Origin of the sequence: Lactobacillus paragasseri, assembly GCF_003584685.1 — a bacterium.
GTDB lineage: Bacteria > Bacillota > Bacilli > Lactobacillales > Lactobacillaceae > Lactobacillus > Lactobacillus paragasseri.
The window spans coordinates 1,656,093-1,668,250 of sequence record NZ_AP018549.1; the positions used below are offsets into that span (position 1 = coordinate 1,656,093).

Consider the following 12,158-nt stretch of genomic DNA (forward strand, 5'->3'; position numbering starts at 1 on the left):
TTTTGTGTTCTAAAAGCATTTTTCTAGTGAGAAGTTAATTACTTTCGGTATAATTTTTAATTAATAGCTACTTTTTTAGAAAGGAAAAGCAAATGATTAAAGAATTCAAAGAATTTATTTCTCGTGGTAACATGATGGACTTAGCTGTCGGAGTTATTATTGGTGCAGCATTTACCGCAATTGTAAATTCATTAGTTAAAGACTTAATTAATCCTCTCATTGGATTATTTATTGGTAAGATTGATTTATCAAACTTAAAATTCACTGTCGGTGAAGCTACGTTCAAATATGGCAGTTTCTTAAATGCAGTTATTAACTTTTTAATCATCGCATTGGTTGTCTTCTTCTTAATTAAGCTAGTCAACAAAATGATGCCTAAAAAAGAAGTCGAAGAAGATGATCCTACACCAACCAATGAAGAATTATATCTTCGTCAAATTCGTGATCTATTACAAGAAAAAAATAAATAGACTACTGCATCCCTTAAATGTTTGAGGGATGCTTTTTTTCAAAAAAATAAAACTCCTTTTTGCATAATTAAAATTAGAGATCTTTCTCTAATACACTTAAAGGAGCGTTCTATGAACAAAAAAGAGCTTGAAAAGCGCGTTGATGAAGCAGATATCACTGCTGATCCGATCTTTAGCTGGGTTATGGAACAAGGAACTAATTGCCGTGACCTTTTGCGGGCAATTGCACCTGAATTGCATATTCAAACTGCTAATTTTGAAACGCAAAAAAGATTGAAGTTTCATCCTGCTATGCACGGCATTATTCCAGATATCTACGCTACAGACGACAAGGGCCGAGTCTTTGATATTGAATTACAAATGACTCTGCCAGACTTTTTAGGAAAGCGAATGCGGTATTATTTTTCAATGATGGATAAAAGTCTGTTTATGCAAGGTGAAAATTATCGCAATTTGCCTACCACATATTTAATTTTAATTCTGCCAACTGATCCTCTAGGACTTGATCAGTATCGCTATGATACGACTTGGAGCACCGAGGGATTCAAGTATGATCCGCTAAATATTGGTCAAAAATTAATTTTGCTTAATGCAAGTGGAACAAAAGGAAAAATCACGCCACGTCTACAAGGATTTTTCGATCTAATGCGTGGTAAAATTAATACAAATGATAGCTTTATTCAAAAGCTACAAAGCGATGTTAAAAAATACAAAACTAATCCAGAAAGAAGGAAAGAACTCATGGATTATCAAATGAAACTTGATGACATGCGATATGTCGGAGAAAAAAATGGTAAAGAAGAAGAACGAATTGATGCTATTAAAAAGATGATTCGACGCTATCGTCAATTCAGCGCTAATGATGAAAAAATTTTAAGTCTCTTAACTCAGGATTATGGGAATGATTTTTCTCAAGAAGAATTAAAACAATTTATTAAAAATAATTAGATAGTTAAAAACCACATGAGTACTTAAACTCGTGTGGTTTTTTCAATATCACTGTTTTACTGGTAAAATTAACATAAATGATAGCTTTATCCAAAAGCTACAAAGCAACGTTGAGAAATACAAAACCAATCCAGAAAGAAGGAAAGAACTCATGGATTATCAAATGAAACTTGATGACATGCGATATGTCGGCGAAAAAGCGGGGATAAAAACCGGTAAAGAAGAAGAACGAATTGATGCCATCAAGAAGATGATTAACCTCAGTAGAAAATTAAATGCTAGTAATGACTTCATATTAAAACAATTAACTGATGATTATGGTGCATATTTTTCTCAGGAAGAATTAAAACAATTTATTAAAAATAATTAGATAGTTAAAAGACACCCATGACTCTATAAAAAATTAAGTCATGAGTGTCTTTTGTATTTAAACTAAAGTCTAATTTTTCCTAAAGGTAATTATTTGTACCTTATCACCAGAACTAATAGATCCTTTTTGAACAGGAGTAATAGATTCAATTAAATCCATATTAGTATAAACAACAATTACAGAATCATCGCGACCGCTATCAGTAACTTGTTTTAAGTCCATTGTTCCAAGCAACTGACCAGGAGTAACATGATCTCCCTTTTGAATTTCCATCTTAAAAGGTGCCCCATTTAACTCCACTGTATCAATTCCTAAGTGTACAAGGATTTCTAATCCTTCTTTGGTCTTAATACCAATAGCGTGCTTAGTAGGAAATAAAGTAGATATGTCGCCCTCTACTGGTGAATGAATTTCTCCACTAGTAGGCTTAATAGCATAACCATCGCCTAACATTTTAGTAGAAAACACATCATCTTTTACTTCGGTAATTGGTATTAATTCACCATCAACAGCGGCATCTACTTCTAATCCTTTATTTTTCTTTTTAAAAAAATTAAACATTTCTCTAACCTCTTAAACCTTTTAATCCAATTAAACCCAGCAAAAGAATACACAAAACATACAATACTGTACTGATGATAATAGTTGTCTTAAAATACGCTATTGCTCTGTCTGTAACTTTAAAACTATGTAAAGCACGTAAGCCAAAAAGACTTAATAGAAAACAAATAATATTGCCTACTAGCAACTGACAGAAACACTGACAAATCCAAAAAATTTTTAGTTCTTTGGTACTATTGACTAACTTATCTTTCTTTATCCAGCAATAATATCCTAAAAGAAAATCAGTAATGGCAACAATGACGGAAACAGCTATCGTGGGCTGACTATGAAACATATCTGCCAAACTTACTTTCGTCATTACAACTCTAAATTCAAGCAGTCCCCAAAAAAGTAGCGGAGCAACAAGTAGAATAATTGAGTACCACTTCAAAATAGAACGTATATTTAACCGTAGTCGTTCCATAATCTGATCACAAAAATCAGTTACTTTATTCTTCGTCATCGTCCACATTATCTAACTCTCCTTTTTGTTCCTCCCACTGATAGTACTTAGCAATCAAAAGGTCAATGAAAGTATACGCAGGACTAAAGGCGTCATTGGTAGCCTCTTCTCCCCCAGAAAATTTTTTAAACTTCAAGGTACGGAAGAAAAAACTATAATCTACTAATGAGATCAACTCTGCTGGGCGCAAGGTTGTAAATGATACTGTCGTTATTTTGTTATTCAAAAGTTTTATCTTACTTATTTCATCGCGGATTTGAATATTATCACCACTATAAGAAATGATAAACAGCATATCTCCCTCTACGGCCCGTCTACTTACTATTCTTAGTTCTTCAATTGCCGATGGAAGAATTACAGCTCTTTTCCCGATTATGAATAACTCATGAGCCAAATATTTTGCTATTAACTCTTGAGACCAACCTGTTGAATATAAATAAATTGTATTTGCGCGCTCAATATCAGAAAAAACCTTTTCTAAATCTAACGTATTATAGTAATTCAGCACCTCTTGACTTGCATTTTCTACTTCAGTTGCAACATCAATCGTATTCATTTTCTTTTCATGAGTTAAATCTGATAATTCAAACCGCAATTCACTGTAGCCTGATAAACCTATTTTTTTGCACAGTCTAAAAATAGAAGATTCTGAAACATACAATCTTTTTGCTAGTTTTGCTAAGCTCAAATGGCTACATAATGTTGAATTTGAAAATAAGAATCTAACAATTTCTTTCTCAGATTCACTTAACTCTCCGTTTTTTTCCCAAACGCGTCTTTTCAAGTCAGTCATTGTTACATTAATCTCCCCAGTAATGTAAATGCTATCATAATTACACTACTAGAATAACATAAGACTAGTCTAAAAAGCGTTTGGAGTACTACATATTTTCTTTCATTTTATCAACAATACTATCTGCATTTAAGCCAATAACAATATCAATTTCATTGTCTCTACGAGTAACTTCATGAGCTCCTAAATCTTTAAAGTGAGCATCATCTGCAACTTTAGATAGATCATAGACTTCAACCCTAATTCTAGTTGAGCACGATATTAATTTCTTGATATTATCACGACCACCAAGTAGATCAATAAATCCAATAGCTTGTTCAACTTCTGGATCTTGTTCTTGACTTACCTTTGTACTTTGACCAGCTTTTTCAATTAATGTTTGCATTCTTTCTAAGACTTGCGCAACATCAAGACCAACAATCACTTGAATAGCTTTACCATGGTGAACAACATTAACAGCTTTATTAGCTCTGAATTGAGCATCTGATCCCAACTTATCTGGATCCTTTACAGTTACACGTAATCTAGTAGCACATGACGATAATTCTTCAATATTGCTTGGTCCACCTAATAATTCTAGATAAGCTTGTGCTCTAGCAATATATGGATCAGAAGCATCGACACCAGTAGCTTGTTGAGCTGCCTTTTGTTGAGCCATCTTTTCTTTATATTCTTTCTTATTGATTAATTTAACATCTTCATCATCAGCTTCACGGCCTGGAGTTACGTAGTTAAATTTTTCAATCATTATCTTAAAAATAAAGTAAGTAAGAAGACCGAATACAATTCCGACAATAAATTGCATTACATAGATGTGCCAGTGATTTGCCCAAAGTGGAAGCCAGTTCATTGACGCAATACCAATTGCACCATCTGACATAAGTCCTCTTAAACCAAAACACCACATAACCGTATTCATAGTAGCAGCCATAACTGAATATACAATCCAGAGTACTGGGGCAGCAAACAAGTAAGTAAAGTCAATAGGTTCAGTAATACCAGCAAAAACAGAAGTTAGTGCAGCTGGGATAAGCAATGCTGAGGTTTGTTTCTTCTTATTCTTCTTAGCGGTTGCATAGAAAGCCCAACAAATAAATGGTACTAAGAAGACTTTTTCATTACCGTAAAGTTGAAATCCTTCTACAGAAGCAATTTGTGATAAAGGTTTTGTACTTGCAGCATATTCTGTTAAGTGCTTTAACCAATATGGTTGAAGTCCACCAGCAACCACGGCTGGTCCAAACTGGAATGGAATATATACTAAGTGGTGGAGTCCGGTAGGAATTAATACACGGTTCAAAAATGAATAAATCCATATTCCTACAAAACCACTGCTTACAATAAAGTGTTGCATACTGTTAATACCTAATTGAACTTTAGGCCAAATTAAACAAGTTAAAAATGCAACTGGGATCATTACAAAGAACCCTAAGAAGTAAACATAAGTTGACCCCTGAAAAGTACCTAGCCATTCTGGTAATTTCTTATCAAAGTAATGATTATGGAGATAAACAACAATACCAGCAATAATTAGGGAGAAGACAATATTAGTATCTAGTGTCTTAATACCGGCAATTTCAGTTAAACCACCGTTAGTCGCATTAGCAGTAATTTGAATCTTATTAAAGTTTGGTACTCCAAAGAAAGCACCCCAATGACTTAGCATAGCTCCAACAAAATAGTTGAAAGTCAAGTAAGTAATAAGAGCTTCCATTGCAGCACGTCCACGTGATTTATTTGCTAGGCCAATTGGCAATCCAACAACAAATAATAGACATTCTTGATTAAATACAGTCCAACCACCAGCAGATATTGTATCCCAAACTTTATACCAGCCAGTCGTAGGATTAGCTAATGATCCAAAAATCGTCGCATTGTTAAATAAGCTTCCTAGAGCTACCACAATACCGGCAAACGAGAAAAGCAAGACGGGTACGAACATTGCCGCCCCAAATCTTTGTAGTTTCTGCATCATAATCCATTCACCTCACAAAAAGAAGGACCTATTAAACCACAGCATTAACAAGTCCTCCTTTAATAAATCTTTTATCTATTAAATTTCTATTTCAATTCTGGCCAGTAAGGCTTGTTTTCTGGAATCATATCGTCAAGTATCTTCTTAGCCACAAGTGCATCTGGAACAGTCTTATTAAGTGCAAATGCTTCCCACATCTTTTCATATGAATGTTGTTCATATGCATCAACAACTAGTTTTTCACAAGTTTGTTGTTCCATCATCAAGCCTCTTTGGAAGATTCCAGCTTTACCAGTTGCCATTGGTTCAACGCCATGTGAGGTAAACAAGCAAGGAACTTCAACGATTGAATCAGGATCCATATTTGAAATAGCACCATTATTTGGAATATTTGCTAAGAACTTTTCTCCGGTGTTATAAGCAATTGCATGACAGATATCAACAATATATTCTGAGTGAGTTGCGTTACGATCCCACATATTATTTTCGGCAGTACCTTCTTTAACGATTCGTTCACACTCACCAAATACAATCTTTTGACGATACTCACGAATTTCATCAGTACGAGTATGATGTGGATCTGCATTCTTAACTTCGTATTGTGGGTAGTAATAATATTGCATGTAAGTGTTTGGTAACGTATTTGGTTCCAAAGCATAGCAATCAGCTGCTTTCTTAAAAGTTGCTTCCCAGCTAGGCTCAGTATCCTTATCAAAATCACCGCCTACCCAGTAACCATTCTTTGAAACGTATTTCTTAAGTTCTGGCATTAAATCTTTTCCAGTCTTCTTGTCCCAAACACCTTTCCACCAACCAAAGTGGTTTAAGCCGTAGTAGTTGAAATCTAAGTCATGATAATCTTTCAAGCCACAAATTTGTGCCATTCTTGTCATGATATCAATTGGCATATCACAAATATTAATAACTTTTGAATGTGGGCGAAGTCGACGACATGCTTCAGCAACAATGGCAATAGTATTAGAATAATTAATCATCCAAGCATTAGGTGAATATTCTTCCATCCAGTCAATAATTTGAATAATTGCTGGAATAGAACGAAGACCGTATGCCATTCCTCCGGGTCCTGTAGTTTCTTGTCCATTAACTCCATATCTCAATGGAATTTTTTCATCTAAACTACGCATATGGTATTTACCAACACGAATTGAACCCATAACGAAATCAACATCAGTAAATGCTTCCTTAGGATCAGTAGTATATTCGAACTCAATTTCTGGAGCTCTTTCTTTCATAATAATTGCTACTGCATCCCCAATTTTCTTTTGACGTTCTGCGTCATTATCGTAGAATTTTAACTTTCTTAATGGAAATCTATCTTGATTCTGTAATAAGTTCAGTACAAAGCCTGGTGTAAATGTACTACCACCACCAGCAATAACAACTGAAAACTTACGGTTATCTTTAGTCATACAGTTTCTACTCCCTTTTGTGATTCTCTTTTATAAGATATATCTCGAAAAACTTTTCCTTGTTTTTCCTCTTAGCTAGCTTACACATTATTTATACCGCTCCCAGTCTATTAAAGAAAGCGATTTCAACACTTAAGAATTCTATTTCACTTGTTCAAAAATTCTTGTCAAATACTGAAATATATTTCATCCATCAGTTTAATTAAAAACATTACGTATCAATACTGTTTAACAATACAAATTTTATCAATTGGTATTTACCATTGATGTGATATTTCATCATACTAATTAGTTAATAGACATCCCTTTAGTAGTTACTCCTTATCTACATACAAGCAAAAGAAAAAGCCTACTTCAAAAAAGTAGACTTTTTAAAATCTAAAAATTATTCAATTAATATTCTGAAGCGCCAGAATTGGTATCAGGTTTTGCTTCTTTCTTTTCTTCTACATGCTCTTCATGTTTAGAAGCGCCTGTTGCAGTATCAATGGTATCTCTCTTATAAGTTGCACCAGTTGTAGCATCGGGATCATCAACAAGTTTTTGTCCAGTAGTTTCACAGAAATATTTTACAAACGGATATATATCTTGTACCCATTCATAAGTACCAACATAGTTACCCTCTTCGTCTTCAATTCGCTTATAATCATGTAAAATCAACTTATGACGATTACCATTTGGAACAGGCATTTTAACTTCATCATGTCCACCGACTTTATTTCTTAAAGCATAGATAACTTTCTTTGCTTCAGGAATAACGTTACGAATATCAGGGTGAACAGCACCCATAGTATCACCAACTTGATCTGGTGTACGACCAGCAAGCATCTTTTTATCTGGATCAGTTGGCTTGTTATACCACAAGAATTGGTTGTTATCATCTACATAAGTTAATTCACCAAATGCACGACGAAGCATCCAGTTAATTTGGTTAACTGTAAGAAGTCCAGCATCAAGCTTTACGTAGTCGTCACCTTCAGCAGCATTTACTTTCTTGGCTGCCTTATCCAACCAGTCAGGATCATTTTTATCTACACCTTCAACAGTATAGCGTGACTTTCCGGTTGCATCGAAATCTTCTTTAAGATAATCTTCTTCTTTTAAATCTTTTAGCCACTTAGGTTCTGCCATTTTACTTCACCTCATAAAAACATTGTTACTTATCTTGATTATACCTACTAGCGAAAGGGCTTGCAACGTCTATATACAATATTTTATATACGAACTTGGCATAATATATATTTATGGAATATTACTTTCTTTTTAAAATTAACTGTTGACTAAAAGTAAGTTATAAGATATCATAACTTGTGAAAAGTAAGAAAGGAGCTAATGATTATGTTTAATGTACGTCAAGCAAATTCTTGTTGTTGTAATTGTCAAAAAAATTGGCAATTATTTGGCGTACAGTCATTAGTTCACTTCAGGAATTTCTCTAGTTAGAAACTAGCTTTTCAAAGTTATAACTATGATTTTTCTCAAGAGCTGTTGGCACTAGGCCAATGGCTCTTTTTTGTTTGCTTAGAATCGGGGTTGAATAAAGTGCAAACTACTCTCATTGTTTTAGTAGCCGTCGCTATTCTAGCTGGCATGGCTTACTTACATAAAAAGAATTGGGGATTTACCAAGCTAGTATTTCTCTCATTAGTCGTTGGAATCGTCTTTGGAGTTTCTATTCAATTAATGTTTGGTGCCAAAAACGAGATTGTAAAAAATAGTATTGATTGGATTTCAATTGTTGGAGATGGGTATGTCTCCTTATTACAAATGTTGGTTATCCCACTAATCTTTGTTTCATTAGTTGGTGCCTTTACGCAATTAAAAATGACTACTAAAATCCGAAAAATTGCTACAAGTGTCTTAGCCATCTTGCTAGGAACTACTGCAGTTGCTTCATTCCTGGGCTTTAGTAGTGTTGCAATTTTTAATTTAGGCGGAGCTGGCTTTGCTAAGGGAATGACTGCTTCTTCAACTGCTCTTAGTGCAATTAAGGACCATCAAGAACAATTGAAAGGCCTAACTTTACCGCAACAAATTACTTCGTTTTTCCCGCAAAATATTTTTGCCGACTTTGCAGGAATGCGTTCAACTAGTACAATTGCAGTTGTAGTTTTCTCTATCTTTGTCGGAATTGCATTCTTACAAATTAAGAAAGAAAAAGCTGAAGTCGCTGCTACCTTTGCACGTGGTATTCAAGCATTACGTGCAGTTATCATGCGGATAGTTAAAATTGTACTCGAACTCACTCCATACGGAATCTTTGCTCTAATTGCTAGAACTACTGCAACTAACAGTTTCGCAACAATGAGCAAATTATTGGTCTTCATCGTTGCCGCTTATGTTGCAATAATAGTTATGTTTATTGTTCACGCTGTTTTACTTTTAATTAATGGAATTAATCCTATTACTTACTTTAAGAAGGCGTGGCCAGTTTTAGTTTTTGCCTTCACTTCCAGAACTAGTGGTGGTAGTTTGCCACTTAATGTTCGTACCCAACGTGAATCAATGGGCGTTAGCGACACAATTGCCGATTTCGCCGCTAGCTTTGGTTTAACTATTGGTCAAAATGGATGTGCAGGTATTTACCCATCGATGGTTGCAGCAATTACTGCTCCCCTTGTTGGAGTTAATATTTTCTCATGGCAATTTGTCTTAACCTTAGTTGTAATTGATGTTATTTCAAGTTTCGGCGTTGCCGGTGTTGGTGGCGGTGCAACATTTACTACTTTAATGGTACTTGGAGCACTTAACCTGCCAGTTACAGTACTTGGAGTTTTAATTGCTATTGACCCAATCGTTGACATGGCAAGAACTGCTCTTAATGTTAATGATTCGATGGTCGCTGGTGTAATTACTGCTAAGCGTACTGGTGAATTAGATTGGAATATCTTTAATAATCAAAAAGATGATGTAGATACTGAAATTGAATAATTTTTATAAATATTCTTGACATTATTATTTAGTCATTGTAGTATTATGACAACAAAATTAATTAAAGCTTAGAAAAGATGAGTAAGTACTTAATGCATCTCACAGAGAGTCGGAACAGGTGTAAGCCGATGTTGCTAGAGTGAAGAAGATGGTCTTGGAGCTAAATTAAAATGCGAGCTATTTAAAGTAAGCAATTTACGATTGACGTACGTTATCACGTCTGAGTCTTCCATATTTTGGAGTACTTATTAAGGAACTGATTGTGAAATCGGTTTGAATATAGGGTGGTAACACGGTATTAAGCGTCCCTAGTGTAGTGTAATAGCTATACTAAGGACGCTTTTTCTTTTGCCGATTTTTTTTTGTCAAAGGAGGGATCATTATGAAAAATAAGAATATTATTTTTAACGAACGGGTATTTAATCGAATGTGCTACTTAAATATGATCCTCTGGTTAGTGGATCCTCAAAAAACATTTAAGTGAAAAAATTAGTTAAAATTAAGAGGTAGATTACTATGACAGAATTAGCACATTTCGACATTGTTGGTAGTTTTTTAAGACCGGAAGAATTAAAACAGGCTAGAGATAAATTTAATCACGGAGATATTTCGCAAGCTGAACTAACCCAAGTAGAAAACCAAGAAATTGAAAAGTTAATTCATACAGAAGAAAACTTAGGCTTAAAGGCTGTAACTGATGGCGAATTTCGTCGCAGTTGGTGGCATCTTGATTTTTTATGGGGTTTAACTGGCGTTAAAAAATATGATTATCACGAAAGCTACAAGTTCCATGGCGCTAAAACTAGAACAGATAATGCAGAATTAGCTGGCAAAGTAGCTTATAATCCCGAGCATCCATTCTTTAAAGCGTTTGAGTTTGTTAAAGAGCATACTAATGTGACTCCTAAACAAACTATCCCATCCCCTACACTGCTTTTTAGAGATAACCGATCAGATAATTGGCCTAATTTTTATAATAATAAACGAGCTTATCTTGATGATCTGGCTAAAGCGTACCATGAAACAATCAAGCATTTTTACGACTTAGGTTGTCGCTATCTTCAAATTGATGACACAACTTGGGCTTTTTTAATCAGTAAATTGAACGAATCCAAAAATGATCCCAAGGAACATGAAAAATATATTCAATTAGCGGAAGATTCAGTGTATGTAATTAATAAGTCACTAGAAAATCTACCAGATGATCTGATTGTTGCTACACATATCTGTCGTGGTAATTTTAAATCTACATTTCTTTTTTCAGGCGGATATGAACCAATTGCTAAGTATTTGGCGCAATTAAATTATGATCGCTTTTTCTTAGAATACGACAATGACCGTGCTGGAGATTTTGCTCCAATTAAAACAATCTGGAACAACCGGGATGATGTCACAATTGTTTTAGGATTAATTACATCAAAAGATGGACTGTTAGAAAATCCTGCTGCAATTATTCAAAGAGTTAATGAAGCAGCTAAATTAGTTCCATTGTCTAACCTCGCGCTTAGTACGCAATGCGGCTTTGCCTCAACAGAAGAAGGTAATATTCTCAGCGAAGCTGATCAATGGAAAAAGATAAAATTAGTCGTTGATACTGCTAACAAAATTTGAAAATAAAAGATATTTTTATAAGGAGGAAATTTATTATGGGTAAAGTTGAAAGTTTTGAATTAGATCACACTAAAGTTAAGGCACCTTATGTTCGCCTAATTACTGTTGAAGAAGGTAAAAAAGGTGACAAGATTAGTAATTTTGATCTTCGCTTAGTTCAGCCAAATGAAAATGCCATCCCTACTGGAGGCTTACATACTATCGAGCACTTGTTAGCTGGATTATTGCGTGACCGTATTGACGGCTACATTGATTGTTCACCATTTGGTTGCCGAACGGGCTTTCATCTCTTAGTTTGGGGTACCCCATCAACTACAGATGTTGCTAAGGCTCTTAAGGAAGCACTTGAAGAAATTCGCGATAATATTCAATGGGAGGATGTTCCTGGCACTACTATTGAATCTTGTGGGAATTACCGCGACCATTCTCTATTTTCTGCTAAACAATGGTCAAGAGATATTTTAGAAAAGGGTATTTCTGATGATCCATTTGAAAGAAACGTTGTAGAATAATTATTTTTGAAAAATAGGACAAAAAAGATGCATATTACTGCTTCAAACAGTA

General features: G+C 34.6%; 12 protein-coding genes. 6 read left to right on the forward strand and 6 right to left on the reverse strand.

The genetic code is table 11. The annotated features are described in order from the left end of the window. Positions 1 to 92: 92 nt before the first annotated feature. The 3 genes from mscL to LpgJCM5343_RS08200 all read left to right on the forward strand — a co-directional run bounded on the left by mscL (position 93) and on the right by LpgJCM5343_RS08200 (position 1,788). On the forward strand, positions 93 to 470 hold the full coding sequence (gene mscL, locus LpgJCM5343_RS08190; protein ID WP_003650024.1) for a large-conductance mechanosensitive channel protein MscL: 378 nt from the start codon (positions 93 to 95) through the stop codon (positions 468 to 470). A gap of 111 nt (positions 471 to 581) precedes the next feature. Further along, positions 582 to 1,418, forward strand: coding sequence for an Rpn family recombination-promoting nuclease/putative transposase (locus tag LpgJCM5343_RS08195; RefSeq protein ID WP_049149813.1), 837 nt, complete (start codon positions 582 to 584; stop codon positions 1,416 to 1,418). A 31-nt stretch (positions 1,419 to 1,449) separates the two neighbouring features. Next, complete coding sequence (locus LpgJCM5343_RS08200) at positions 1,450 to 1,788, forward strand: Rpn family recombination-promoting nuclease/putative transposase (RefSeq protein WP_049149815.1); 339 nt, start codon at positions 1,450 to 1,452, stop codon at positions 1,786 to 1,788. 69 nt (positions 1,789 to 1,857) lie between these two features. Here LpgJCM5343_RS08200 and LpgJCM5343_RS08205 read toward each other — a convergent pair whose 3' ends face one another. The 6 genes from LpgJCM5343_RS08205 to LpgJCM5343_RS08230 all read right to left on the reverse strand — a co-directional run bounded on the left by LpgJCM5343_RS08205 (position 1,858) and on the right by LpgJCM5343_RS08230 (position 8,183). Next, a complete protein-coding gene (locus tag LpgJCM5343_RS08205; RefSeq protein WP_020807592.1) occupies positions 1,858 to 2,349 on the reverse strand; it encodes a PTS sugar transporter subunit IIA in 492 nt (163 codons plus the stop codon). 4 nt (positions 2,350 to 2,353) lie between these two features. Next, positions 2,354 to 2,863, reverse strand: coding sequence for a hypothetical protein (locus LpgJCM5343_RS08210; RefSeq protein ID WP_039155699.1), 510 nt, complete (start codon positions 2,861 to 2,863; stop codon positions 2,354 to 2,356). Then, positions 2,841 to 3,647, reverse strand: a complete 807-nt coding sequence (locus LpgJCM5343_RS08215; RefSeq protein ID WP_049149817.1) for a MurR/RpiR family transcriptional regulator — start codon at positions 3,645 to 3,647, stop codon at positions 2,841 to 2,843. Before LpgJCM5343_RS08215 ends, LpgJCM5343_RS08210 begins: the two co-directional genes overlap by 23 nt. Before the next feature lie 88 nt (positions 3,648 to 3,735). After that, positions 3,736 to 5,622, reverse strand: coding sequence for a PTS sugar transporter subunit IIBC (locus LpgJCM5343_RS08220; protein ID WP_049149819.1), 1,887 nt, complete (start codon positions 5,620 to 5,622; stop codon positions 3,736 to 3,738). 86 nt (positions 5,623 to 5,708) lie between these two features. Beyond that, positions 5,709 to 7,052 (reverse strand): family 4 glycosyl hydrolase, encoded by a 1,344-nt coding sequence (locus LpgJCM5343_RS08225; protein WP_049149822.1) that lies wholly within the window; start codon positions 7,050 to 7,052, stop codon positions 5,709 to 5,711. Between the two features lie 393 nt (positions 7,053 to 7,445). Continuing rightward, the gene (locus LpgJCM5343_RS08230; protein WP_049149824.1) at positions 7,446 to 8,183 is read right to left on the reverse strand and encodes a PAS domain-containing protein; all 738 of its coding nucleotides are present in this window, start codon (positions 8,181 to 8,183) and stop codon (positions 7,446 to 7,448) included. Between the two features lie 411 nt (positions 8,184 to 8,594). Here LpgJCM5343_RS08230 and LpgJCM5343_RS08235 point away from each other — a divergent pair, with 411 nt between their 5' ends. The 3 genes from LpgJCM5343_RS08235 (at position 8,595) to LpgJCM5343_RS08245 (ending at position 12,106) form a co-directional block, all read left to right on the forward strand. Next, positions 8,595 to 9,983: an L-cystine transporter gene (locus LpgJCM5343_RS08235; RefSeq protein WP_049149827.1), complete on the forward strand. Its 1,389-nt coding sequence runs from the start codon at positions 8,595 to 8,597 to the stop codon at positions 9,981 to 9,983. A 516-nt stretch (positions 9,984 to 10,499) separates the two neighbouring features. Next, on the forward strand, positions 10,500 to 11,594 hold the full coding sequence (locus LpgJCM5343_RS08240; protein ID WP_049149828.1) for a vitamin B12 independent methionine synthase: 1,095 nt from the start codon (positions 10,500 to 10,502) through the stop codon (positions 11,592 to 11,594). Between the two features lie 35 nt (positions 11,595 to 11,629). Next, positions 11,630 to 12,106 (forward strand): S-ribosylhomocysteine lyase, encoded by a 477-nt coding sequence (locus LpgJCM5343_RS08245; protein WP_003651528.1) that lies wholly within the window; start codon positions 11,630 to 11,632, stop codon positions 12,104 to 12,106. Positions 12,107 to 12,158 lie beyond the last annotated feature (52 nt).

Bases quoted from the DNA above. Each gene is read 5' to 3' on its own strand.
- LpgJCM5343_RS08230 (WP_049149824.1), bottom strand. From the start codon at position 8,183: ATGGCAGAACCTAAGTGGCTAAAAGATTTAAAAGAAGAAGATTATCTT.
- LpgJCM5343_RS08220 (WP_049149819.1), bottom strand. From the start codon at position 5,622: ATGATGCAGAAACTACAAAGATTTGGGGCGGCAATGTTCGTACCCGTC.
- LpgJCM5343_RS08245 (WP_003651528.1), top strand. From the start codon at position 11,630: ATGGGTAAAGTTGAAAGTTTTGAATTAGATCACACTAAAGTTAAGGCA.
- LpgJCM5343_RS08215 (WP_049149817.1), bottom strand. From the start codon at position 3,647: ATGACTGACTTGAAAAGACGCGTTTGGGAAAAAAACGGAGAGTTAAGT.
- mscL (WP_003650024.1), top strand. From the start codon at position 93: ATGATTAAAGAATTCAAAGAATTTATTTCTCGTGGTAACATGATGGAC.
- LpgJCM5343_RS08205 (WP_020807592.1), bottom strand. From the start codon at position 2,349: ATGTTTAATTTTTTTAAAAAGAAAAATAAAGGATTAGAAGTAGATGCC.
- LpgJCM5343_RS08210 (WP_039155699.1), bottom strand. From the start codon at position 2,863: ATGTGGACGATGACGAAGAATAAAGTAACTGATTTTTGTGATCAGATT.
- LpgJCM5343_RS08225 (WP_049149822.1), bottom strand. From the start codon at position 7,052: ATGACTAAAGATAACCGTAAGTTTTCAGTTGTTATTGCTGGTGGTGGT.
- LpgJCM5343_RS08240 (WP_049149828.1), top strand. From the start codon at position 10,500: ATGACAGAATTAGCACATTTCGACATTGTTGGTAGTTTTTTAAGACCG.
- LpgJCM5343_RS08195 (WP_049149813.1), top strand. From the start codon at position 582: ATGAACAAAAAAGAGCTTGAAAAGCGCGTTGATGAAGCAGATATCACT.